This is a genomic window from Variovorax sp. EBFNA2, assembly GCF_033802765.1.
Lineage (GTDB): Bacteria > Pseudomonadota > Gammaproteobacteria > Burkholderiales > Burkholderiaceae_C > Variovorax > Variovorax paradoxus_H.
This window is the reverse complement of the sequence record NZ_CP138497.1, coordinates 288971-311836: the sequence shown is the minus strand read 5'-3', so window position 1 is coordinate 311836 and position 22866 is coordinate 288971. Positions and strand designations below refer to the sequence as shown.

Here is a 22866-nt window from a genome sequence, read left to right as displayed (position 1 = left end):
CTTGCTTGAATGACCTAGAGGTCGGAATCGGGCCGCCGCATCAATTCCACTTCGGGAACCCCGTCGCGCAGCTTCTGCAGCATCTCGTCCGCGTCGAATTCGATTCCGATGGGGTTGCGCCTGAATGCTTCGCTATGGAGCCAGGCATTGGTCGCCTGGGCATCGGGAAAACTGTCCACCTGCAGCTCGATCTGGTTGCCCTCGGGGTCCGCGTAATAGAAGGAGACCGTGGGCCCGTGGTTGATCGCCCGATGGGGAACGATCCCGAGTTGCCGAAGGCGCACGAAGTTGTCGAGCAGGTCGGCCAGTGAGTCGTAGGCGAAGGCCGTGTGAAAGTGGCCGGCGCGCACGGTCGCGTCTTGCGGCGGATAGTCCTGCAATGCGAGCAATGCGATCCGATGGTGTTCATCGTCGTAGGTCAGAAACGCAACCTTGTCGGAGGCGTGGGCGACGTGCGCTCCGAGAACCTTGCAATACCAGTCGACAAGCGCGCTCAGGTGATTGGTGCGCAGTGCGACATGAGCCAGGCGCCGTGGCGATTTCGTCGCGATGGCAGGGACTGAAGTCATGCGTGTACCTCCTGATGTTGTGATGCAGGCTCTGAATTGCCCTTGTCGGTTCTCGATGCGAAAGCGCCGATCACTTGGGCCATCGTTCGGTCGGCGTGTGGCATGGCGTCTTTGGCGCGCCATGCCACGTGGCCATCGGGCCGCACGAGGACGGCACCGCGCGGAGAGATTTCGTAGAGGTCGTGGAACGCACCCAGGTGGTCCAGCAGGTCGCGATGCGCACCCACGACAAATGCCTGTGACCGGATGCCCGCCGCAGATGTGGCCCTGGAGAACGCCTGCACCCATGGCTGGGCATCGCGACCGGCGAGCAGGGTGAAGCGCAGGTCCTTGAACAGATCTACCGTCGAGATCGTGGGCCCGCCTTCGGGCAGCGTCAGCCAGCAGTGGGGGGCGCGTGCGCCCGGCGCGGCGCTCGCGTCATAGGTGTTGATGTCTCCTGGCTGCGCCGCAGTTCCCTCATCGAAGACCAGAGCCGAGCGGTAGACGTAGCCGAAGGTCTGTCCGTGGTATTCGAAGTGATCCCGCTGACCAGGGATGGCGTCGCGCATGCGGGAGATGTCGTCTTCGCAGAAATCGTCGGGCGTCTTCATGATGCCGCCCAGACCCGCAGACTCCATGCGCCGCGCGTTGCGCACGCTCTGCGCCACGTTGAACCGGATCACCGGCATGCGCTCAACTTCGTACGAGTCGAGGATGTGCTCGCCGGCCACGCCCCTGAGGACCAGCGCGAGTTTCCAGCACAGGTTGTGGACATCGCCAATCGCCGTGTTCATTCCCTGCCCGCCCGTGGGTGGCAAGGGATGGGCGGCATCGCCTGCGAGGAAGACGTTCCCGACGCGCAACTTCTGGGCGATACGCGCCTGCATGCGCCACGCGCGAACGTCCTTGACCTGCAATCGAAGGTCCTCGACACCGATGGCGGCTTTGACGATGTCGGCGCAGCGCTCGGGGGTGAAGTCTTGCGAGGCGTTCTTGTTGGCGTCGTAGCCGAAGTTGTAGGTCCAGCGGCGGCGCCCGTCCAGCGCGATCATCACGCCGACGGTCGCGGGGTTGTAGATCCACCAAAGCAGGTTGGGACGATTCGCCACCCAGGGCCACAGGTCGGCCTCGAAGTACACCCCGATCTGATGGCCAAGCGCCGCTTCGCCGCCCAGAGCAACGCCCAGACGCTCGCGAAGGCCGCCACGCGCGCCGTCGGCCGCAATGGCGTAGCGCGCGCGAACGATGCGCGTGGTGCCGTTGCCTGTGGTGATCTTCGCCGACACGCCCCGCTCATCCTGTCCGAGCTCATCCAGCAGGGTCCCGAACATGACATGGACGCCGGCCTGTTCTTCCGCCGCGCGCCGCAGAACAGGCTCGAGCGCATCCTGGGGGCAGGATGTCTTCGCGCTCGGTCCGTAGGTTTCGAAGAGTCGATTGCGCTGCCGATCGGCGCACGTTCGGATCTCGCCGATCACCTCGCCGGCAACAGAGCGCACGAAGATGACGCCCTGATTGCGGTCGTGGGCAATGCCGCGGGCGCGCACCGCCTCCTCCAATCCCCAGGTCCTGAAGATCTCCATCGTTCTCGCGCTGACGACGTGACCGCGCGGATGAAAGCTCGTCGACGGGTGCTTCTCGACGAGCAGCGCGCGTACCCCGCAACGCCCCAGCGCGATGGCCGCCGCCAACCCGCAGGGCCCGCCGCCGACGATCAGGACCTCGTAGTCGGGAGCAGTCGTGTCTTCTGATTTGTTCGCCACCATCTAAATCCGTTTGTTAATTGATTGACTGTCAGTCAGTCTATGGCGCGGGGACGAATGCCAATTGCTGGTTTTCCCTGAGGCTCGAAATACCCGCGCGGCCGAGCGGACATATGATCGAAACGATGACTGACACCGCGATTTCTCCTGCACGCCCCGGACGGGAAACGCCCGAGCGGGCGCCTTCGGGCAAGCAACGAATCCTGGAAACGGCGGAGCGCCTTTTTGCGAACAGGGGGTTCCTGGATGTCTCAGCCGCAGAGATCGTTCGCGAGGCAGGCGTCGCCCACGGCCTGCTTTTTCATCACTTCGGATCGATGGAAGGTCTGTATGCCGAGGTCAGCCGGGCGGCCGCGCAGCAGATGAACAAGGCGCAGCAGAACTCATTTCGCGGCCGGACCGCGCGTGAACAAGTCGCATCGTTCCTGCGCGCACATGTGAAGGCCGTAAAGCAACGGCAAGGCGATGCGCTTTTCCGAGCGCGCTCCCACAACCTCGCGATCAATTCGGAGGTTGCCGAGATCTGGGAAGCATCGCGCCAGCAAGCGATCGATCGGATATGCGAAGTCCTGGGGATTGCGAGCCCCACCAGGAAGGTTCGCGCGTGCATGCGCGCCTGGATCGGATTTCACGATCAGCTCGTTCTGGCGTGGCTCGCGGACCGCTCGGTGAGCGAGTCCGAAGTCTTGGAATTGACGCTTCGCCAGCTGGACCAATTGGCCTGCGATGTGCTTTGCGTCGAACTCGATCGCAACGTCTAGGGCCGCAGGGCCGGCGCATCGGTCTGCATCCGTGCGACTTCGTGGGCAGTGCAATCGGCCCATTCCGATTGGACCCGCAGTGCACACCGCTCAGAATCTCGGCGCGTATGTCCGGCTCCGCGGACCTCGGCCCGAGCCGAGCGCGCCGTGGACAAAAAGGGCCCGTACACCACGGGCTCGCAGACGGAATCGGGAACTTTCTTGCGTTCCGCGGTGACGGCAAGTTTCATTTGCGCAAGCCGCCCGTTGCATTTTTCATCGCAGTGACTTCGACCAGGAACTTGCCTGCGGATCATCCCCGTCAGAACGCGTCGAGCGCCAGCGCCGTGACGCTCTCGGCGCCTTCGACGATGCTGTCGCGAACGCCCGGCACCTTGTTCAGGATGTGCTCGGCGTAGAAGCGCGCGGTGGCGATCTTGGCCTGCATGAAGGCGACGTCGACGTTGTGCGAGGCCTGGTCCTGCGCCACGATGAGCGAACGCGCGAGCTGCCAGCCGGCCACGAGGTTGCCCGCGAGCATGAGGTACGGCACGCTGCCCGAGAACACGGCATTCGGCGACGCCTTGGTCTGGCCGGCGACGAAGTCGACCACGTCGATGAAGGCCAGGCGCGCGGCGGTCAGGCGCTTGAGAACGGCTGCGGCTGCAGCGCTGTCGCTCTTGGCGAGCTCGGCCTCGGTCTTCTCGATCTGCGCAGCGATGGCCTTGGCGGTCTGGCCGCCGTCGCGCGCGGTCTTGCGGCCCACGAGGTCGTTGGCCTGGATCGCGGTGGTGCCTTCGTAGATCGTGAGGATCTTCGCGTCGCGGTAGTACTGCGCCGCACCCGTCTCTTCGATGAAGCCCATGCCGCCGTGCACCTGCACGCCGAGCGAGGTCACTTCGAGGCTCATCTCGGTGCTGTAGCCCTTCACGAGCGGCACCATGAATTCGTAGAAGGCCTGGTTCTGCTTGCGCGCGTCGGCATCGGGATGGTGGTGCGCCGCGTCGTAGGCGGCGGCGGCCACCGAGGCCATCGCGCGGCAGCCTTCGGTGTAGGCGCGCATCGTCATCAGCATGCGCTTCACATCCGGGTGGTGAATGATGGGCGCGCTGGCGTTGATCGAGCCATCGACCGGGCGGCTCTGCACGCGGTCTTTCGCGTAGGCCACGGCGTGCTGGTAGGCGCGCTCGGCAATCGCGATGCCCTGCATGCCCACGGCGTAGCGGGCCGAGTTCATCATGATGAACATGTACTCGAGGCCGCGGTTTTCCTGGCCCACGAGGTAGCCGATGGCGCCGCCATGGTCGCCGTACTGCAGCACGGCGGTCGGCGAGGCCTTGATGCCCATCTTGTGCTCGATGCTCACACAGTGCACGTCGTTGCGTGCACCGAGCGAACCGTCGGCATTAACCATGAACTTCGGCACCACGAACAAGCTGATGCCCTTCACGCCTTCGGGCGCGCCGGTCACGCGGGCCAGCACGAGGTGCACGATGTTCTCGGCCATGTCGTGCTCACCGTAGGTGATGAAGATCTTGGTGCCGAAGACCTTGTAGGTGCCGTCGGGCTGCGGCTCGGCGCGGCTGCGCACCATGGCCAGGTCGCTGCCGGCCTGCGGCTCGGTGAGGTTCATCGTGCCGGTCCACTGGCCGCTCACGAGCTTCTCGAGGTAGATGGCCTTGAGCTCGTCGGAGCCGGCGGTGAGCAGCGCCTCGATGGCGCCGTCGCTCAAGAGCGGGCACAGCGCGAAGCTCATGTTGGCCGAGTTGAGCATTTCGCCGCAGGCCGCGCCGATGGTCTTGGGCAGGCCCTGGCCGCCGAAGTCCGCCGGATGCTGCAAACCCTGCCAACCGCCCGACACGTACTGTGCGAAGGCGTCCTTGAAGCCCTTGCTGGTGGTGACTTCGCCGTCCTTGAACGACGAGGGGTTGCGGTCGCCTTCGACGTTGAGCGGCGCAACCACGTCCTGGTTGAAGCGCGCGCATTCTTCGAGTACGGCCTGCGCGGTTTCGAGGCCGGCGTCTTCAAAGCCGGGCAGCTTGGCGATCTCGCCGATGTTGGCCAGGTGCTCGATGTCGAACAGCATGTCCTTGAGGGGGGCGGTGTAGCTCATCTCAATCCTGCTTCCAAAAGCAGTCCCAAATTACTTAGTAAACACAACTTGCAAGTGGATCAACCGACGGCCCACAGCCTGACCTTTGACGGCTTCCCAAGACTCCCAAGGCAGTCAGAGAAATCCCGCAGAAGACCGATGCATGGAGATACCGATTCGCACGACGAGGGCAGTTGCTGCGGCCGATCAGCAAGCAATACGGGCGTTGAAAGAAATCAGTGCGCGATAGTGATCAGTCTGTGAAAGACGGAAATGCCATCAGACGACTCAGCTTTCCTTTTCCTTCTTTTCATGTGCATCGACAAGCTGCGCAAGCAACCTCATGAAGACAGCGCGATCCTCCGGCGGCAACGGTTCGATCAGCAGTTCTTGGGAGCGATGAATGCTCTCTTGCAAGTCGTTGATCAGGTTGAGCCCATCCGTGGTGATCACCGACAGTCTTGACCGACGATCGTCCGGGTTGACGCGGGTTTCGACCAAGCCCTTGTCACTGAGACGTTTGAGCACTTCGGCCGTCGTAGTCCTGTCCAGCGAAAGCTCTCGACCGATCGCTTTCTGATCCAGCCAAGGATTCATCGAAAGCGCCGTCAGCATGCCGACCTGGAGCGGCGTGATGCTCTCGGACTTGCATAGATCGAAAAAGATCGCCTGTCCGATCTGGGTCAGCCTGCGGATGAGGAAACCCGGACGACGCCACATGACCTGGCGCAATGGATTGAAAGGCTCCAGGACCGGTTGCTTTGCCACATCGGCCGAGCCGACTGTCTTTTTCTGAGCGGGAGAACGCTTTGTCATTATCTCGAGATCGCTGAAGGTGTCAGCCGACGAGTTTATCGACTCCCTTGAGGGTGAATGGAAACCAAACCGCGCTTCCAGGTTGCGCTAACGCAGGTCGACCTTCAGGTAATCACCAAGCAAGCGATAAAAATCTTCCTCGTCATCCCACGGGATCATGTGCCCGGCATTCAAGGCCGTGCATTGCGACAATCCAGGCGCGAGAGCCTCGATCTCAGCAAGGTCTTCCGGCAGCATCACCCCTCCTCGGCCGGCCGCCATCACAAGTCCCGGCGTCTGCAGTTTGGGTAGATCGGCGTGGATGTCGTCCTCATGGAAGCCGGCATGCGCCTGGACAATGGCATCCTGGTCGCAGGTATGAAGCCATTCGGCCCGAAGCTGCAACTGCTCGTCTGTCCACGTCGGTGCATAGGAGCGAAGCTCCTCGGCCGTGATGCCCTTGACAGCCAATTGGATCGACTCGACATACCAAGCCAGGGGGACTGGGTAGGGCCGGCGCCCAGGGCCGGACATGGGCGGATCGACAAGCAGCAGTCTGTCCATGCGTCCCGGATCGCGCGCCGCGGCGCGAATCGCCACGCGGGCGCCCATGGAGTGCCCCAGCACCGTCACGGACGACCACCCCAGCACATTCAGCAGGTCCAGCACATCGGCCGCCATGGCATCAAGGCCCGCGTCCATCCCGGGCGCGCTGAAGGACAGACCGCGCCCCCGGAAGTCAACGACATGGACGTCGAAGTGCCGAGCCAATCGCTCGGCGACGAAGCCCCAGGTGATTGCAGGACTCGTGATTCCCGGCAACAGGAGCAGTCGAGGGCCCTGCCCGCCGTAGCGCAAGAGGTGCAGCCGCACTCCGTTCGCGCGCACGTGATAGCCATGAAGAAAGGAACTCATTGAGACTCCAAAAAAGATTCACTCACTCGCCTGTATGCGAGGATCCAGCGTCCCGCTGGAACCTGCGGTGAAAGCACCATCCAATCGCTCGCGTGTTTTGCTCATCGCACCTGAAGCGAGATATGTCAGGGCTGCGGCGGTTTTCCAAACCAGCCACGGATGCGACTCCAGAGCACGCTCCACATCATCCCGGCGACGGAAACCGTGGGTTGTGGTTCATTGGACGCAACCGTTTGCCCGCCCAACCGTCGCGTGATCTGTTTGCCGAAGTCCGCGACCATGCGGCGCACGAAATCCTTCACGAGTCCGGAGCGCGAGAATTGCGCCAGTGGACCCTGGAGGGCATAGATCATGTCCACGTGGACACGAGTGTTGCCCGCCGTCAGTGCTTCCAGGCGATAGGTGATGTCTCCCTGGGTGCGCGACTTGCTCAAGCTGTCCTGGCCCGCACCGCGAAGGACTGCGCGCCTGGCAACGTCGTCACGCTCCAGCCGCGCTGCACCAGCGAACGCCGCCGACATCGGACCGAACTTGATCGCGATGGTGCCCTTGACCCGCTCTCCCTCGTGCGAGTCGATGGTCGCACCGGGCAAGCAGGACGCAACGGCAGGCAGGTCGCCCATGAATTCCCACACCTGATCGGCGGGATAGGGCACATCGAAATGCACTTCGATCGCGTTGCCCTTGGCCTTGGCCTTGGCCATCGCGACGGGATCGACCTCCGCCATTTCCGCGGCAGCCACCGGATCCGCCGTGGGCGGCTTGGCGGTCGAACGCGCGGGCGGCTGCGCTTGGCTCGGCGTCGTGACCGGGCCCAGTGCCGCGTTTCGCGGCAGGCTCAGCGTCTGCCGCAGCTCTTCGACCTGCGTGTCGGGGGCGTCACGCTGCTGTTGCAGCACATCCAGGATGGCGTCCACGATGCCTTGGTAGCCGGTGCAGCGGCACAGGTTCCCGGACAGCTCCAGGCGCACGCGCGCCTCGTCGGCGTGGGGCAGACGCAGCACGATGTCGCGCGCCGTGGTGAGCATGCCGGGTGTGCAGAAGCCGCACTGCAGTGCGTGGTGACGCGTGAACGCCGGACGCAGCCTCTGCATCACCGCATCATCGTCGTAGCCCTCGATGGTGGTGACCTCCTGGCCTTCACATGCCACGGCGAAAGTGATGCACGAGCGCGTCGGTTGCCCGTTGACGAGCACCGTGCATGCGCCGCAGACGCCATGCTCGCAGCCAAGATGGGTTCCTGTCAGGCGCAGTTCGTCCCGCAGGAAGTCACCAAGATGCATCCGCGGCTCCGCCTGCCGGCTGAAGCCGCGGCCGTTGACCTGAATAGAGATGGGGTTCAAGTCGCTTACTCCGCAAGCTTGTGGTTGGAAAAAACACCCGACTGCTCGAGCGCGCGCTCGACGCAGGCCGTGAAGAGCTTCCGGTCGATGCCGTCGCGATCAGGAAGCGCGAGGCCGACGGCCGCGGCGACCTTTTCACGCCCCGCGGCCTGCGCACCCTTGCTGGCAACTTCCGCCGCGAACTCGTTCAAGAGGATCGGGGGCCCGTCCGCTGCCCCCAGAACCACGCGTGCACGCTTGCGCGAGACATCGAAATAAACTGCTGCACTGGCTTCGGCAAATTCCCCAGGCTTGCGGCAGACCTTGTGATACCCCCAGCGCGTGCTCGGCGTCTCGGATGGCACATGGATCGCCACGATCAACTCATCGGCCTCGAGCACGGTCGTATAGGCGCCGAGCATGAGGCCGTCCGCCTCGATCGTGCGTTCGCCGCGCGGCGACCTGAGCACGATGCGGGCACCAAGTGCAGCGAGCGTCACCACCCAGTCCGCAGCCGGATCTGCATGCGCCAGGCTGCCTCCGACGGTGCCGCGGCTTCGGATGGCCCGGTAGGCGATGCCACCCGCGACCTGACGCATGGGATGCGCAGCCAGCGGCGGGTACACACCATCCTCGATCTCGGCATGCGTGACGGCAGCGCCGATCTCGACCCACTCGCCCTTGCGACTGACGGCGCGCAGCACCGCGATATGGGCGACGTCGACCACTTGCGCCGGTCGCGCCAGTCTCAAGTTGAGCATGGGACCGAAGGACTGGCTTCCGCTCATTGCCTTGGCCGTGCCGCCGCCCTTGGCCAGCACCTTGATCGCCTCATCCACGTCGAAGACCCGCGTGTATGCAAATTTCGCAGCCTTCATTTGACGAGCTCCTGTTGCGGCTTCGCGCTTTCGAGGGCCTTGAGCAAGCGACGTGGCGTCAGGGGCGTCATCAGCACCTCGGCAGCACCCGTGCCCCGCAACGCGTCGTTGACGGCGTTGAAGATCACCGCGGGCGGCGCGATTGCGCCCCCCTCCCCAACGCCCTTGGCACCGAACTCGGTGTGAGGCGAAGGGGTCTCGAAGTGCTCGATGCGGATGCGCGGCACTTCCGTGGCGCCAGGCAGGATGTAGTCGGCCAGCGTGGAAGCCAGGGGCTGGCCTTGGTCGTCGTATGGGCTTTCTTCGTACATCGCGGTGCCAATGCCCTGCGCGATGCCCCCGATGGTCTGACCCTCCACGATCATCGGATTGACCATGGTGCCGCAATCCTCGACGACGACGTAGTCGAGGATCTCGACCTCGCCTGTCTGCGTGTCGACGGCGACAACGACCGCATGGGTGGCATAGGTGAAGGTACCCGTGTCGACCTTGGGCTTGTATGCACGCGAAACCTCCAGTCCACCAAGATGCACGTTCTCGGGCAGGTCCTGTGGCGTGAGATACCACGCGCCGCCCACTTGGGACAGCGGAATCGACTTCTCCCCGGCGACGGCGAACCCCTCGACCAATGCGACGGTCTGCGGGTCCACGCCCATGAGATAGCCGGCGATCGACTGGATGCGAGGCAGCAGTTCCTTGCACGCCGTCGAGATGGCGCCTCCGGACATGACGGTGGCCCGAGACGCATAGGTCCCCGAGGAGAAGGGCGTGAGCGCGGTGTCGCCATGCACCACCCGGATCCGGGCAACAGGAATGCCCAGCACATCATTGGCGATCTGCGCGAAGCTGGTCTCCATGCCCTGGCCATGCGAGTGCACGCCGACGCGCACTTCCAGTCCGCCATCCGCGGTCATCCTGACCACCGCCTGATCGAAGCCAGGCACCACCGGCAACCCCCAGTTGGCGAACACGGTCGTGCCGTGCGCGGACTGCTCCGTGTAGGTTGCCGTTCCGAAACCGATCCGACGTCCGTCCGGCTCTCCCCGGGCTTGTCGGTCACGCACAGCAGCCAGTCCGATCATCTCCACGGCGCGGCGCAGGCTCGCGGGAAAGTCACCGCTGTCGAAGTGCTTGTTGGCCACGTTGACGTAGGGCATGGCAGCGGCCGGGACCAGGTTGTCCATGCGGACCTCCCATGGCTCTCGGCCCACTTCACGCGCCACGGCGTCCATGAGGAGCTCGATCGCGAAGCACACGCCGGTGCGCGCCACGCCGCGGTAGGCCATGAAGCCCGGCTTGTTGGTCGCGACACACAGGGTCTCGCAACGATAGCCGCGGAAGGTGTAGGGCCCCGGCAGGTTGCCGATTGCCTGGCCAGGCTCCAGACCGACGAAGAAGGGATAGTAGGAATAGGCACCGCCGTCGATGGTGATGACAGCGTCCAACGCGAGGAGCTTTCCCGTGCGGTCCGCGTAGGCAGTGAGCTGGTAGTGATGCTGCCGCGTGTTGGCGCCGACGATCAGATGTTCACGCCGATCCTCAAGATAGCGAAATGGGGTCCGGTACGTCTTGGCCAGCCAGGCGATGCACAGATCTTCGGGGTACAGCTGCCCCTTGTAGCCGAAGGCGCCTCCCACGTCCGGAGACACCACGCGCACCGCTTCCTCGTTCATCGAGAGATGCTGGGCGATACCGACGCGCAGCAGGTGCGGGACTTGCGTCGCACTGACGACCACGAGTTGATCGGCCTGGAAGTCCCAGTAGGCCAGCACCGATTTGCCCTCCAGCGGCACGATGCACTGACGCGACAGCTCGACGGTGCGGCTGACCTTCACTTCCGCCTTCGCGGCAAGTTCATCGAAGTCGCGATTGGCCCGCAGCGTGAGAAACACATTGTCTTTCCACCCAGGATGAAGGAAGTCTCCCGTCGCCGCAAGAGAAGACTCGGCGCCGTGGTAGACGGGCAGCTCGTCATAGGAGACCTGCACCTCCTCGAGCAGGTCTTCCGCCACTGCACGCGTGGGCGCAACAGCCATGGCGACCGCCTCTCCCACGTGCCGGACCTTGCCCGAAGCCAGTGGCGGCAAGGCCGAATACTGGTATGTGGGCAGCGAAGAAGGCGAACCGATGTCCGCTGCATCCAGCATCATCTCGCGCAGGAACACCTTCCCCGCAATCGCTTCCGGAATCTCGACACCCGTGATGGTGGCGTGCGCCAGAGGGCTGCGCAGGAACGCGACCTCCTGCAGACCCGGCAATACGAAGTCGCCCACGAAGTTGCCCTTGCCCACCATGTGGCGCGCATCCTCCTTGCGAGGCACACGGGCTCCGATGCCCTCGCGCTTGAGAACTCTCGCCGGAATGTCTGCTTGGTTCATGCGTTTCCTTTTGCTTGACTAATTTTTCCCGTGCACCGCACAGGATGCGCGACACGGCGGCACTGTCCCAGCGATCCCAGTGGCTGCTTACTCATGCGCACCGATGGCCCCGCGAAACTGGCGCGTGACAGCACTTCGTGCGTCGCGTCGCCGGCGCATCGCTGACTCATCGAAAGTCCCGAGCGAAGCCATGACCTCGACCGGGCGCGCCCGATGTGCGCGCGAATTCGAAAGCACCGGGACCCCTTCGTGAACGGCGGTCCTGACCAGACACGCTCCACCGCTTCATCCGCGCACTTGCCCACCCGCTCGGCTCTCATCAAGAAGATGTTCACCTGCCGAATCCCGCCATTCGCGTCGCAGTTTTCAGCACACCTTCCACAGCCTGATCGCATTTTTATGACAGTACACATGCAGAAGTATAGACGTGCGGTCCTCGCGTGTGAAGGCAGTGTTTCTTGATGAAAACCCTGACACATAAAACTCACCGATTCTGTGCGTCCTACCAGCTATATCGCACCGTTTTAGCCCGATTTGCAGGTGCGTTTCCATCCACTCTGGTGCAGTGCCAACAAGTACAAACCCGCACTTGAAAAGACAAACTTATCCAACTAATATGACAGTTCACTGAGTATTTATTTCGGATCTTTCAACGACTGGATGGAGCCATGGATTGGATCAAGGTCGCCTCGGCGCAAGAGCTGAGCAACGATGAAGCGAAGACGGTCGATGTCGCTGGTTACGGTGTCGCGCTGTACCGCATCGACGACGAGTTTTTCGCCACAGACAGCATGTGCACCCATGCCACCGCCTTGCTGTCGGAGGGTTACGTGGAAGACGGTTGTGTCGAATGCCCCCTGCATCAGGGCCGCTTCGACATTCGCACGGGCAAAGCGATGTGTGCGCCGGCCACCGTGGACCTGCGCACACATGCCGTGAAGCGGGAGGGCGATCACATCTACGTGTTGTCGCCTGCCGGCAAATGACCTCACGCGGCATCGTCATCGTCGGGGCGGGCCAGTCGGCGGCTGTCGCGGCACACGCCCTGCGCGAGCATGGCTACAGCGGACGCATCACGATGCTGGGGCGCGAGCGCCACAGACCGTACGAGCGCCCGCCTTTGTCCAAGGCCGTCCTGGTCGCTGCCGACGCCCCCCGGCTGGACGTCCTCACGGACGAATCCTGGGCGCGCAGCAAGATCGACCTGCTCAGCGGCAGCGATGCGGTTGCACTGGATCTTGCGCAGCAGCACGTCCGCCTTGCGCACGGGCAGGTACTCGAGTACGAGATCTGTCTGCTCGCCACCGGCGGCGAGGCGGTCACGCTCGCGTCCGTTCCGGCCGGCCGTCCGGGTGTGCACTACATCCGGACTCTGGATGACGCGCGCAGGCTGCGCGCAGCCCTTCAAGGAACGCCGCAAGTCGCAATTCTTGGCGGGGGTTTCCTCGGCCTCGAAATCGCCCACTCGGCACTGTCCGCAGGCGCGTCGGTGACGGTGCTCGAACGCGCCACCGCCCTGCTCGATCGCTTTGTGCCGCCGCAGGCGTCGGCATGGCTGGAATCGCGAACGCGGGCAGCGGGCGCAACACTCCTGCTCGGGACTTCCTGCAGCGGCGTCCATTCACTGCCGGCCGGTCGGTCGCGCCTGAGCACCAGCACCGGCGAGCTGGAAGTGGATGAGGTGGTCGTCGCCATCGGCCTGTCGCCCAACGAGGCGCTGGCGCGCGATGCGGGGCTGCAGGTCGCGGCAGGCGGCGGCATTCTGGTGGACACCTCCTGCCGCACCAGCGACGCGCACGTGTTTGCATGTGGCGATTGCACCAGCCAACGCCGCCCAGGCCAGGCGGCGCCAACGCGCGTCGAATCCTGGCAGAACGCGAACGAGCAGGGGCGAACGGCCGCTGCCGCCATGCTGGGCTTGCCTCTTCCTGCACCCGCGGTGCCGTGGTTCTGGACCGACCAGGGGAAACACAACATCCAGATGCTGGGCCTGCCGGCCAGTGATCTCGAATATGTGCGCCGCGGCGACCCGGCCGACGACAAGGTTCTGTGGATCGGCCATCGGGATTCTGTCCCCTTGCACGGCGTCGCCATCAATGCAGGCGCCGATCTGCGCGCCGTTCGCCCTCTCTTCGAACGCGGGCGCCCCGTGCAGCTGGAGGACTTTCAACGGGACGCCATCCCTCTACGCGCATGGGCCAAGCAGATGCAGGCCGACGTCGCAATCACCGCTTAAACCACCTCTCTCAAAGCTAAGGAGCTTTCATGTATCAATCGCAGGCGGTCATCGGCATCACGAATGCCCGAAAGAACCCGCCCTTGGAACAGTGCGTCTGGCCAGCGGACGCCATGAACAACATTCCGGACTGGGTCTACACCAGCCAGGCGATCTATGACCAGGAGATCGAGCGCATCTTTCGGGGGGACACCTGGAACTTTGTCGCCCTGGAAGCGGAGATTCCCAACCCGGGCGACTACAAGCGCGGTTACGTCGGCGCCACGGCCGTCGTGATCGTTCGCGCCGAGGACCACACGATCTCCGTCTTCGAGAACCGCTGCGCCCATCGCGGCGCTGAGTTCTGTCGCGCCAGCCAGGGCAATACGAAGGAGTTCGTCTGCCCCTACCACCAGTGGTCGTACGACCTCAAGGGAAACCTGCAGGGCGTTCCGTTCAAGCGCGGCATCAACAAGGTCGGTGGCATGCCGGCGGACTTCAAGAACGCTGACCACGGCACCCGCCAGTTGCGCGTGGCCACGCGCAACGGCGTGGTGTTCGCCACCTACTCCGACAAGACCCCGCCCCTGGAAGAGTACATGACCCAGGAGATCGTCGAGGAGTTCGACGTTCCCTTCTCGGGCAAGAAACTCAAGATCCTGGGCTACTGCCGCAACGAGCTTCCCTGCAACTGGAAGATGTACCACGAGAACCTCAAGGATCCGTACCACGCGACGCTGCTGCATTCGTTTCTCGTGGTGTTTGGCCTGCTGGTTCCCGGCATCAAGTCGATCGTGTTTGCGGACAAGGCGCATGGCCGCCATGGCTTCATGGCATCGGCCAAGCCGGACGAGATCTATGCCACTGTCGCGGACGACGACAAGGCGCAGATGCGTTCCTTCAGCGACAACCTCCGGTTGCGCGACGAACGGTTCCTGGACTACGTTCGAGAGTTCAAGTCGCCCTGGTCCGCCAACATGATGACCATGTGGCCGAACCTCATCGTTCAGCGCCAGATGAACACGATGGGTGTGCGCCAGATCATCCCGAACGGTCCGAACAGCATGGTGATGCAGTGGACGATGTTCGGGTACGAGGACGACACGCCGGAGATGACACGGCACCGCCTGCGTCAGGGCAACCTGATGGGCCCGGCCGGCTTCCTGGGTCTCGAGGACAACGAGGCATTGAAGTTCGTCCAGGAAGGCCTGCGCAACTCGTCCACGGACAACAACGTCGTCAAGCTCGATGCCGGCCACCAGGGCACGGCACGCAATCTCATCTCCGAGTCCTGCATCCGCTCCCTCTACCAGTACTACCGGGACGTGATGGACATCCGTGTTGCGGAGGAAGCATGAAGGATCGGCTCGCCTACGCCAAGACCACCATCTCGCCGCGACGCGCAGCCGAGTTGCGCGCCGAGATCGAGTCGTTTCACGTCGAGTACTGCGCGGTCTTGGATGCGAACGACGTCGAACGCTGGCCGGACTTCTTCAGCCAGGAAGCGACGTACCGCGTGACCTCGCGCCAGAACGCGCTCTTGAACATGCCCGTGGGGCTCATCTACTGCGAAGGCCTGGACATGATCATCGACCGCGCCCTCGCCGTCGCGCACTCGCAGATGTTCGCGCCGCGGCACATGTTGCATGTGCTGGGGATTGCGCGCGTACTGCAAGAGACGGGAGACACGATCAGTTCCCAGACGCCCTTCATCCTCATGCAGACCCTGGTGGAGGGCCCATCGACGGTGCACCTGGCCGGGGTCTATCACGACCGCTTCGTGCGCGAAGGCGAACGGCTGCTGCTTGCCAGCCGCGAAGTGATCCACGACACGGAAATTCTCGACACCGCCTTGGCGTACCCGGTCTGAGGCCACCTAGGAAGACTATGAATCAAATCCCAAAGATCGCACTGGAAGAGCACTTCTGCGCTCCCGGCTTCGACGCCTACTCCGCCCCTTACACGCGAGCGCTGCCCGCCGAATTCGTCGCCAAGCTCGACGCCAGGCTGGCCGACTTCGACGATCAGCGTCTTGCGGAAATGGACGCAGGGAACATCGAGTACGTCGTGCTGTCGCAAACGATGCCCGGTGTACAGGCCGAGGCGGATCGCGACACCGCCGTGCGCCGCGCGCGCGAGAACAACGAATTCCTTGCCGAGCGCGTGGCACGCCATCCGCAGCGCTTCGGCGCCTTCGCCCACGTGGCCATGCAGGATCCGAGCGCCGCGGCCAAGGAGCTGGAGCGCACCGTCGTCGAACACGGCTTCAAAGGCGCCATGATCAACGGCCATACCCTGGGTCGCTACTACGAAGGTGGCGCGTTCGATGTGTTCTGGGAGCGCGCACAGGCGCTCGGCGTGCCCATCTATCTGCATCCCAACGCGTTCAGCCAGGCACCGGCCCTGCTCGAAGGCATGCCGGTGCTCCAGGGCGCGGCATGGGGATGGGGCGTGGAGACAGCGGGCCATGCGTTGCGCCTGCTGTTCGGCGGGGTGTTCGACCGATTCCCCCGCCTGACCCTGGTGCTGGGCCACATGGGGGAGGCGCTGCCGTACCAGCGCTGGCGCATCGACAGCCGTTTCGCCGCATATCCATCCGACATCAAGTTGGCGCGCAAACCCAGCGAGTACATCGGCAGCAACATCCTGATCACCACGTCCGGCGTGTGCTCCGCACCGGCCCTGCTGGGCGCCATTGGCGAGCTCGGGGCACAGGCCGTGCTCTTTTCGGTGGACTACCCCTACGAGTCCACCGCCCAGGCCTGCGCCTTCATCGAAGACGCGCCCCTGGACGACAGGACCCGGGCACAGGTGTGCCATGGCAATGCGCGCCGGCTCTTCAAGCTAGGCAGCCCGGAAGACCTGGCGCTGCTGCAGTTCTGACACTTCACTCCAAAGGACGAAAAAAATGGCAGTCAGCGATTATCAGATGGTCAAGGCCTGGGACGAGGTCCTGAAGCTCAGCAAAGTCGAGCGCGGACAGACGGTCTCTATTCTTTGCGGTCCCCACACGCATCCGCAGACGCTCCAGACAGCAACGATCGCCGCGCAGGCTGCGGGCGCGATCGTGACGAGGATCGAGCTGCAACCCATCAACGCGGAGAAGGCCACCAGCCGCGACCTGATGAGCTACCTGGGTGCAACGCCCCTGACCGACAACCCGGCCGCGCTGGCGGCGATGAAGAACAGCGACCTCGTCCTGGACTTGATGCTGCTGCTGTTCTCGCCCGAGCAGATGGAGATCCTCGAGTCGGGAACGAAGATCCTGCTGGCCGTGGAGCCACCGGAAGTCCTGGTGCGGGCAGTGCCGACCGAAGCCGATCGCAAGCGCGTGCTGGACGCGTCGAAGCTTCTCAAGCAGGCCAAGAGGATGCACGTGACGTCGCCAGCCGGCACGGACGTGACGTTCCAGCTCGGCGAATTTCCGGTCATCACCGAGTACGGCTTCTGCGAGGAACCCGGGCGCTGGGACCACTGGCCCAGCGGCTTTCTCTTCACTTTCGCCAACGAGGGCGGCAGCGACGGCACCATCGTGATCGATCGCGGGGACATCCTGCTGCCGCAGAAGAACTATGTCTCGGACAAGATCACGATGAATCTGAGCGGCGGCTTCGTGCGCAGCATCGAAGGTGACGTCGATGCCGCCTTGCTGCGCGAATTCATGGAAGCCTACAAGGACCCCGAGGCCTACGCCATCGCGCACATCGGCTGGGGGATGCAGCCACGGTGCTACTGGCACACACTGTCGCTGATGGACCGGGAGGCGACGACCGGCCAGGATGCGCGCTCGTTCGAAGGCAACTTCCTGTTCTCTCTGGGTCCGAACAACGAGGCCGGCGGTTCTCGCACCACACCTTGTCACCTCGACATTCCGCTGCGCAATTGCACGGTGGCGCTCGATGACATCGTCGTGGTCCGCGACGGCAAGGTGATCGACGAGGCCTTCCAATGAGTTTCGATCAAGACATCTACCAGAAGCAAGGGTTCGGCAATGCCGTGGCGCCCATTGCGCCCTACGGCCTGTTGATCATCGACTTCATCAATGGCTTCGCCGATCCGCTCACGTTTGGCGGCGGCAACATCGGCCCGGCCATCGAATGCACGCGCGGGCTTCTTGCCCAAGCGCGCCAGCGCCAATGGCCGGTCGTGCATACGCGGGTCGTGTATCAGGACGATGGCGCCGACGCCAACATTTTCGCGCTCAAGGTGCCTCCCATCCTTGCCCTGCGCGAGGATGCGCCGGAAAGTCAGATCGTGCCGCAACTGCAGCCGGTGACAGGCGAGTTGGTGCTGCGCAAGACCAGTCCCTCGGCCTTCTTCGGGACTTCGCTGGCCGCCTGGTTGTCCCTGCGCGGCATACGAACCGTCCTGATTGCCGGGTGCACGACCAGCGGCTGTGTCCGCGCCAGTGTGGTCGACGCCATGTGCCACGGGTTCCGCCCCCTCGTCGTGACCGACTGCGTGGGCGACCGATCGCTGCAGGCCCACGAGGCCAACCTGTTCGACATGAATCAGAAGTACGCGACCTTGATGGCCCGTGATGTCGCGCTTGAGGCGACCACCAGGGCAGAAAACAGTGCCTCGGTCTGACATCCGTTCGAAGGAACGTCACCTCGTTCGACCCCCTGGCGCTCAGGGGGCCAGACATGCCCCACCATTTGGAGAAAAGAATGACCATCAAATTCGTTGCCGCCTTGGCGGTCTCACTCGCGACGATCGCCTTTCAGGCCCGCGCCGACGTCATCAAGGTTGGCGTCATCGCGCCGATGTCCGGACCGTTCTCGGCCGTGGGGCAAACCTGGGAGGGTGCGACCAAGGCGTACCAGAAGCTCAATGGCACGACCGTGGGCAAACACACGATCGAAGTCATCTATCGCGACCTTCCGGAGATCAACCCCGCGCAAGCCAAGGCATTGGCACAGGAACTGATTGTCAAGGAAGGCGCCCAGTACATCGCCGGCCTCTATTTCACCCCTGACACCCTGGCTGTGGCTGCGCTCGCGCAGGAGGCCAAGGTACCGGTCGTGATCTTCAACGCATCGACATCTTCGCTTCTGGACAAGTCGGACTTCCTGCTGCGCACCTCGTACACCTTGCCGCAGATGGCGGTGCCTGTGGCCAAGTACGCGCTGGAGAAGAACGTCAGGAACGTGGTCACGCTCGTCAGCGACTTCGGTCCCGGCCTGGACGCCGAGAAGGGCTTCACCACGGCATTTGTCAGCGGCGGAGGCAAGCTGCTCGAGGCCATCCGCGCGCCGCTGAAGACAACCGACTTTGGTCCTCTGATGCAGCGCGTCAAGGCGCTCAAGCCCGATGCCCTGTACGTCTTTGCCCCAGGCGGACCTGCGACCTACGCGATGGTCAAGGCATACAACGAGGCCGGATTGAGGGCGGCCGGCGTGCGCTTTCTCGGCACGGCCGAGACCGATGAGGACCAGCTGCGAGCGATCGGCCCGGATCTTCTGGGCATCGAGACGGGCATGTTCTATTCGGCAACGCACAACTCTCCTTTGAACAACGCCGTCATCAAGGCCCTCGGCGAGGTTGCCCCCAAGGCCATTCCGACCGTCCAGCTTGCGAACGCGTATGACGGTCTGCATGTGATCTATCACATGGTCAAGGCAACCGATGGGAAGCGCGACGGCGCCAAGGCGCTTGCCAGCGCCAAGGGTCATTCCTGGGAAAGTCCGCGTGGCCCCGTGAAGATCGACCCGGCCTCCCGCGAGTTCGTGCAGAACGTCTACATGCGCGTGGTCGAAAAGGATCCGTCCGGGCGCTACGTCAATCGGGAATTCCGCACGTTCGAGATGCAGCCCGATTACGGCCGCACCCAGAACGCGTCCAAGTAACCCAGAGTCCGCAGCATGTCTCTCGCGCTTCTTAGCAGCATTCTGATCGACGGGATCGCGTACGCGATGATCCTGTTCATGATCACAGTGGGCCTGTCAATGACGATGGGCCTGATGCGGGTGGTGAATCTGGCCCATGGCGCCTTCGCGATGCTCGGCGGCTTCTTCGCAGCCACGATCCCGCAACGCCTGGGCGTGCCGATCTGGCTGGGCTTCGTGCTGGCCATCGTCCTGGTGGGACTGGTTGCGCTGCTGTTCGAGCGCATCCTGCTACGGCGCTTCTATCGACGCGACGATCTCGATCAGATGCTGGTGACGATCGGACTGATGTTCGTGGCAACCGCCGCGGTGAATCTGTTGTTCGGCTCGACGGTGACATCGGTGGCGCTGCCGGAGCTGTTCAACGGCACGGTCGATCTTGGCTTTCGGTCCATCCCTCGGCATCGCCTCATCGTTGTGGCCTGTGGGCTCGTTGTGGTCTGCGTTCTCTGGCTGGCGGTGGACAAATCGTCCTTTGGCATCCGGGTACGCGCTGCCGTCGACAACGCGCCCATCGCACGAGCCATCGGCATCGACACGACGAAGATCTATGCCGCCACTTTCGTGATGGGTGCAGCGCTCGCCGCGCTGGGAGGCATAGCCGGCGCGGAATTGCTGCCCATGGAGCCGACTTACGCCTCCAAATACTTGGTGATCCTCCTGGCCGTCGTCGCTGTGGGAGGCAACGGAAATCTGTTCGGCTCATTCTTTGCAGCGTTGCTGCTCGGCATTGTGGAGACTTCGATGAAATACATGGTTCCGCAGCTCGCATCGGCTGCGTTTTTCCTGACGATGATCATCGTCCTGCTGGTTCGCCCGCAAGGGCTGTTCGGGAGACACGCATGAACGCAGTCAGTGCGCCCATGACGATGACCGCACCGTCTCGCGCCCGCCCGTGGATGCAACTGCGCGGAGAGCTCGTGCTGATGCTGGTGGGGCTGCTGGCCTTCGTGCTGTTTCCGCAGGATCTCGGCCTGCTCACCAACATGGCGACCATGTCCATCTTCGCGCTGTCGCTGAGTCTCGTGCTGGGACAGGCCGGCATCGCGACCCTGGGGCAGGCCGCGTTGTACGGCAGCGGTGCCTACGTCGCGGGCTGGACGGCGCTGTATCTGACGGCAGACCCGATCGTCGGCCTGCTGCTGGGCGGGCTGGGCGGCGGCGTGATCGCGCTGCTGAGCGGCGCCGTCATGCTGCGGTCAACCAAACTGACGCTGGTCATGCTGACCATCGCGGTCGCCCAGCTGCTGCTTGAACTGGCCAATTGGGCGAGGTGGCTCACGGGCGGCGACGATGGGCTTGCCGGTTTCAGCATCGCTCCCCTGCTGGGCATCTGGGAATTCAACTTCCTGAGCCACACGGGCTACTTCTATGCCTTGGGTGCACTTGTGCTCGTGTACTTCCTGCTGAGGAACCTCGTGGAGTCACCGTTCGGCCTGACGGCCAGGGCCATCCGGCAAGATCCCGGACGAGTTCAGGCGCTGGGGGGGCGCGTCTACTTGCACTTGCTGGCCGTCTACACCGTCGGCGGCATCGTGGCGGGGCTGGCTGGCGCATTGACAGCGCAGACCAGCAAAGTCGCCAACCTCTTCATGCTGGATTTCACGACATCGGCCGGAGTCGTGGTCATGATCGTGCTGGGTGGAACGCGCCGTCTGTCGGGCGCCGTGCTGGGCACCGTCGCGTACATGACTATCCATCACATCGCATCGACCTTGAACCCCTATCACTGGTTGTTCTTCATCGGGTCGATGCTGATCGTCGTACTCATCGTCCTGCCCGAAGGCTTGATCGGACTTGTGGACCGCGCTGTGGCGTACACCAAGCGGCCTGGCCGCAGCGGGGTGGCACGATGACCCACCGACTCCAGACTCATCACCTGAGTCACTCCTTTGGCGGCCTGGCGGTCACGCAGAACGTCACGCTGTCCCTCCCCCAGGGAGCCCGCACGGCATTGATCGGGCCGAACGGCGCCGGCAAGACGACGTTGGTCAACCTCCTGAGCGGGGCGTTGCGCCCGCAGTCGGGCGACATTCAGCTGGACGGCCGCTCGATCGTCCAGCTGCCCCAGTACGCACGCGTGCGCAACGGCATCGTTCGCACGTTCCAAATCAGCCGCCTGTTCAAGGAACTCACTGTGGCGGACAACGTCAAGGTCGCCGTGTTGCAGCGGCACCGGGCTTCCATGCAGTGGTGGCCCTCGCCGACGCGTTCCACACGCGTGCAGCAAGATGTCGACGAGACACTCGGCATGCTGGGGCTGCATCCCTATGCGAATCGGGTGGTGGGACAGTTGGCACTGGGCGAGCAGCGGCTTGCGGAGATCGCCCTTGCACTCGCGATGAGGCCCCAGGTGCTGCTCCTCGATGAACCGGGCGCAGGCGTGCCACAGGGTGAGGGCGGCCGCATCATGGAAGCCATCGCGGGCTTGCCCAAGGATCTGTCCGTCCTGCTGATCGAGCACGACATGGACCTGGTGTTCCGGTTCGCGTCGCACATCATCGTCCTGGTCGCCGGTGCGGTGATGGTCGAGGGGACGCCACAGGAAGTCGCTGCCAACGAGCAGGTCAAGCAAATCTACTTCGGACGAGACGGTCATGCCCAAGCCCACCATTGAACTCCGGTTCGACGACGTCACTGCAGGCTATGGCGGCCTGCCAGTGCTCGAGCATCTGAGCTTCAGCGTACGCGAAGGCGAGCGCCTCGGTCTGATCGGACGCAACGGCGCCGGCAAGACCACGACGCTCGCGACAGCCATGGGCCTGGCCGACCTGATGAAGGGGCGCATTCACTTCGGCGGCAACGACATCAGCAGCGCGAGCACCTACGCACGCTCGCGCGCTGGCCTCGGTTACGTGCCGCAAAGCCGCGACATCTTCCCCTCACTGACAGTGGAGGAGAACCTGCTGTCGGGCCTGCAGGGACGCTCGGCCAGCGTTGCCCTGCCCCCGATCTATGCGCTGTTTCCGCGGCTCAAGGAGCGTCGACGCAACGGAGGCACGCAGCTGTCGGGTGGCGAGCAGCAAATGCTGTCCGTGGCACGCGCACTCGTCGGGCAGCCGCGCATCCTGTTGCTCGACGAACCGCTGGAAGGCCTGGCGCCGATGGTGCGCGAGGAGCTGATGGACGCCATCGTCCGGATGAGTGATCAGCTGGGCGTGGGCTGCATCATCGTGGAGCAGCACGTGGATGTCGTTCTCGAGTTCTCCAACAATGTGATCGTGCTGGAACGCGGCTTGGCCGCCTACTGCGGGTCAGCAGCGGTACTGAGCGGCGAAGAGGCATTGCTGAACCGCACCATCGGCATCCAGAAGTGCTGAAGACGAATT

At 63.7% G+C, this 22866-nt stretch carries 21 protein-coding genes; 13 read left to right on the top strand and 8 right to left on the bottom strand.

Annotation, left to right across the window (positions count from 1 at the left end):
- Positions 1-14: 14 nt before the first annotated feature.
- Together RZE79_RS31780 and RZE79_RS31775 are read right to left on the bottom strand one after the other, a co-directional pair.
- Positions 15-569, bottom strand: coding sequence for a VOC family protein (locus RZE79_RS31780; RefSeq protein WP_319362222.1), 555 nt, complete (start codon positions 567-569; stop codon positions 15-17).
- The gene (locus RZE79_RS31775; protein WP_319362221.1) at positions 566-2317 is read right to left on the bottom strand and encodes an FAD-dependent monooxygenase; all 1752 of its coding nucleotides are present in this window, start codon (positions 2315-2317) and stop codon (positions 566-568) included. Before RZE79_RS31775 ends, RZE79_RS31780 begins: the two co-directional genes overlap by 4 nt.
- A gap of 122 nt (positions 2318-2439) precedes the next feature.
- On the opposite strand from RZE79_RS31775, the gene RZE79_RS31770 reads away from it, so the two are divergent.
- On the top strand, positions 2440-3075 hold the full coding sequence (locus RZE79_RS31770) for a helix-turn-helix domain-containing protein (protein ID WP_319362220.1): 636 nt from the start codon (positions 2440-2442) through the stop codon (positions 3073-3075).
- Positions 3076-3376: 301 nt separating this feature from the next.
- Here RZE79_RS31770 and RZE79_RS31765 read toward each other — a convergent pair whose 3' ends face one another.
- From RZE79_RS31765 to RZE79_RS31740, 6 genes are all read right to left on the bottom strand, one after another.
- Positions 3377-5167 carry an acyl-CoA dehydrogenase gene (locus RZE79_RS31765; protein WP_319362219.1) on the bottom strand — a complete coding sequence of 597 codons (1791 nt, stop codon included), beginning with the start codon at positions 5165-5167 and terminating at the stop codon, positions 3377-3379.
- A gap of 267 nt (positions 5168-5434) precedes the next feature.
- Positions 5435-5965 (bottom strand): MarR family winged helix-turn-helix transcriptional regulator, encoded by a 531-nt coding sequence (locus RZE79_RS31760; protein ID WP_373696603.1) that lies wholly within the window; start codon positions 5963-5965, stop codon positions 5435-5437.
- Positions 5966-6049: 84 nt separating this feature from the next.
- Positions 6050-6856: an alpha/beta hydrolase gene (locus tag RZE79_RS31755; protein ID WP_319362217.1), complete on the bottom strand. Its 807-nt coding sequence runs from the start codon at positions 6854-6856 to the stop codon at positions 6050-6052.
- 125 nt (positions 6857-6981) lie between these two features.
- The gene (locus RZE79_RS31750) at positions 6982-8139 is read right to left on the bottom strand and encodes a 2Fe-2S iron-sulfur cluster-binding protein (protein ID WP_319362374.1); all 1158 of its coding nucleotides are present in this window, start codon (positions 8137-8139) and stop codon (positions 6982-6984) included.
- Positions 8140-8204: 65 nt separating this feature from the next.
- Positions 8205-9056 carry an FAD binding domain-containing protein gene (locus RZE79_RS31745; RefSeq protein ID WP_319362216.1) on the bottom strand — a complete coding sequence of 284 codons (852 nt, stop codon included), beginning with the start codon at positions 9054-9056 and terminating at the stop codon, positions 8205-8207.
- Positions 9053-11434, bottom strand: a complete 2382-nt coding sequence (locus RZE79_RS31740) for a xanthine dehydrogenase family protein molybdopterin-binding subunit (protein WP_319362215.1) — start codon at positions 11432-11434, stop codon at positions 9053-9055. Before RZE79_RS31740 ends, RZE79_RS31745 begins: the two co-directional genes overlap by 4 nt.
- A 668-nt stretch (positions 11435-12102) precedes the next feature.
- On the opposite strand from RZE79_RS31740, the gene RZE79_RS31735 reads away from it, so the two are divergent.
- The 12 genes from RZE79_RS31735 to RZE79_RS31680 all read left to right on the top strand — a co-directional run bounded on the left by RZE79_RS31735 (position 12103) and on the right by RZE79_RS31680 (position 22857).
- Positions 12103-12420, top strand: coding sequence for a non-heme iron oxygenase ferredoxin subunit (locus tag RZE79_RS31735; RefSeq protein ID WP_319362214.1), 318 nt, complete (start codon positions 12103-12105; stop codon positions 12418-12420).
- Positions 12417-13670, top strand: a complete 1254-nt coding sequence (locus RZE79_RS31730) for an FAD-dependent oxidoreductase (RefSeq protein WP_319362213.1) — start codon at positions 12417-12419, stop codon at positions 13668-13670. Before RZE79_RS31735 ends, RZE79_RS31730 begins: the two co-directional genes overlap by 4 nt.
- 29 nt (positions 13671-13699) lie before the next feature.
- Positions 13700-15007 (top strand): Rieske 2Fe-2S domain-containing protein, encoded by a 1308-nt coding sequence (locus RZE79_RS31725; RefSeq protein ID WP_319362212.1) that lies wholly within the window; start codon positions 13700-13702, stop codon positions 15005-15007.
- On the top strand, positions 15004-15519 hold the full coding sequence (locus RZE79_RS31720; protein ID WP_319362211.1) for a nuclear transport factor 2 family protein: 516 nt from the start codon (positions 15004-15006) through the stop codon (positions 15517-15519). Before RZE79_RS31725 ends, RZE79_RS31720 begins: the two co-directional genes overlap by 4 nt.
- Before the next feature lie 17 nt (positions 15520-15536).
- Positions 15537-16532, top strand: coding sequence for an amidohydrolase family protein (locus RZE79_RS31715; RefSeq protein ID WP_319362210.1), 996 nt, complete (start codon positions 15537-15539; stop codon positions 16530-16532).
- A gap of 25 nt (positions 16533-16557) precedes the next feature.
- Positions 16558-17601, top strand: coding sequence for a 2,5-dihydroxypyridine 5,6-dioxygenase (locus RZE79_RS31710; RefSeq protein ID WP_319362209.1), 1044 nt, complete (start codon positions 16558-16560; stop codon positions 17599-17601).
- Positions 17598-18239 (top strand): isochorismatase family protein, encoded by a 642-nt coding sequence (locus tag RZE79_RS31705; RefSeq protein ID WP_319362208.1) that lies wholly within the window; start codon positions 17598-17600, stop codon positions 18237-18239. The genes RZE79_RS31710 and RZE79_RS31705 overlap by 4 nt, the downstream gene beginning before the upstream one ends.
- 80 nt (positions 18240-18319) lie before the next feature.
- Positions 18320-19498, top strand: a complete 1179-nt coding sequence (locus tag RZE79_RS31700; protein ID WP_319362207.1) for an ABC transporter substrate-binding protein — start codon at positions 18320-18322, stop codon at positions 19496-19498.
- Positions 19499-19513: 15 nt separating this feature from the next.
- Positions 19514-20383 (top strand): branched-chain amino acid ABC transporter permease, encoded by an 870-nt coding sequence (locus tag RZE79_RS31695; protein ID WP_319362206.1) that lies wholly within the window; start codon positions 19514-19516, stop codon positions 20381-20383.
- Positions 20380-21393: a branched-chain amino acid ABC transporter permease gene (locus RZE79_RS31690; RefSeq protein WP_319362205.1), complete on the top strand. Its 1014-nt coding sequence runs from the start codon at positions 20380-20382 to the stop codon at positions 21391-21393. The genes RZE79_RS31695 and RZE79_RS31690 overlap by 4 nt, the downstream gene beginning before the upstream one ends.
- Positions 21390-22154 (top strand): ABC transporter ATP-binding protein, encoded by a 765-nt coding sequence (locus RZE79_RS31685; RefSeq protein WP_319362204.1) that lies wholly within the window; start codon positions 21390-21392, stop codon positions 22152-22154. Before RZE79_RS31690 ends, RZE79_RS31685 begins: the two co-directional genes overlap by 4 nt.
- On the top strand, positions 22135-22857 hold the full coding sequence (locus RZE79_RS31680) for an ABC transporter ATP-binding protein (RefSeq protein ID WP_319362203.1): 723 nt from the start codon (positions 22135-22137) through the stop codon (positions 22855-22857). The genes RZE79_RS31685 and RZE79_RS31680 overlap by 20 nt, the downstream gene beginning before the upstream one ends.
- Positions 22858-22866 lie beyond the last annotated feature (9 nt).

Excerpts from the sequence above, each read along its gene's own strand:
- RZE79_RS31780 (WP_319362222.1), bottom strand. The coding sequence starts at position 569 with ATGACTTCAGTCCCTGCCATCGCGACGAAATCGCCACGGCGCCTGGCT.
- RZE79_RS31775 (WP_319362221.1), bottom strand. The coding sequence starts at position 2,317 with ATGGTGGCGAACAAATCAGAAGACACGACTGCTCCCGACTACGAGGTC.
- RZE79_RS31770 (WP_319362220.1), top strand. The coding sequence starts at position 2,440 with ATGACTGACACCGCGATTTCTCCTGCACGCCCCGGACGGGAAACGCCC.
- RZE79_RS31765 (WP_319362219.1), bottom strand. The coding sequence starts at position 5,167 with ATGAGCTACACCGCCCCCCTCAAGGACATGCTGTTCGACATCGAGCAC.
- RZE79_RS31755 (WP_319362217.1), bottom strand. The coding sequence starts at position 6,856 with ATGAGTTCCTTTCTTCATGGCTATCACGTGCGCGCGAACGGAGTGCGG.
- RZE79_RS31750 (WP_319362374.1), bottom strand. The coding sequence starts at position 8,139 with ATGCATCTTGGTGACTTCCTGCGGGACGAACTGCGCCTGACAGGAACC.
- RZE79_RS31745 (WP_319362216.1), bottom strand. The coding sequence starts at position 9,056 with ATGAAGGCTGCGAAATTTGCATACACGCGGGTCTTCGACGTGGATGAG.
- RZE79_RS31740 (WP_319362215.1), bottom strand. The coding sequence starts at position 11,434 with ATGAACCAAGCAGACATTCCGGCGAGAGTTCTCAAGCGCGAGGGCATC.
- RZE79_RS31735 (WP_319362214.1), top strand. The coding sequence starts at position 12,103 with ATGGATTGGATCAAGGTCGCCTCGGCGCAAGAGCTGAGCAACGATGAA.
- RZE79_RS31730 (WP_319362213.1), top strand. The coding sequence starts at position 12,417 with ATGACCTCACGCGGCATCGTCATCGTCGGGGCGGGCCAGTCGGCGGCT.
- RZE79_RS31725 (WP_319362212.1), top strand. The coding sequence starts at position 13,700 with ATGTATCAATCGCAGGCGGTCATCGGCATCACGAATGCCCGAAAGAAC.
- RZE79_RS31720 (WP_319362211.1), top strand. The coding sequence starts at position 15,004 with ATGAAGGATCGGCTCGCCTACGCCAAGACCACCATCTCGCCGCGACGC.
- RZE79_RS31715 (WP_319362210.1), top strand. The coding sequence starts at position 15,537 with ATGAATCAAATCCCAAAGATCGCACTGGAAGAGCACTTCTGCGCTCCC.
- RZE79_RS31710 (WP_319362209.1), top strand. The coding sequence starts at position 16,558 with ATGGCAGTCAGCGATTATCAGATGGTCAAGGCCTGGGACGAGGTCCTG.
- RZE79_RS31705 (WP_319362208.1), top strand. The coding sequence starts at position 17,598 with ATGAGTTTCGATCAAGACATCTACCAGAAGCAAGGGTTCGGCAATGCC.
- RZE79_RS31700 (WP_319362207.1), top strand. The coding sequence starts at position 18,320 with ATGACCATCAAATTCGTTGCCGCCTTGGCGGTCTCACTCGCGACGATC.
- RZE79_RS31695 (WP_319362206.1), top strand. The coding sequence starts at position 19,514 with ATGTCTCTCGCGCTTCTTAGCAGCATTCTGATCGACGGGATCGCGTAC.
- RZE79_RS31690 (WP_319362205.1), top strand. The coding sequence starts at position 20,380 with ATGAACGCAGTCAGTGCGCCCATGACGATGACCGCACCGTCTCGCGCC.
- RZE79_RS31685 (WP_319362204.1), top strand. The coding sequence starts at position 21,390 with ATGACCCACCGACTCCAGACTCATCACCTGAGTCACTCCTTTGGCGGC.
- RZE79_RS31680 (WP_319362203.1), top strand. The coding sequence starts at position 22,135 with ATGCCCAAGCCCACCATTGAACTCCGGTTCGACGACGTCACTGCAGGC.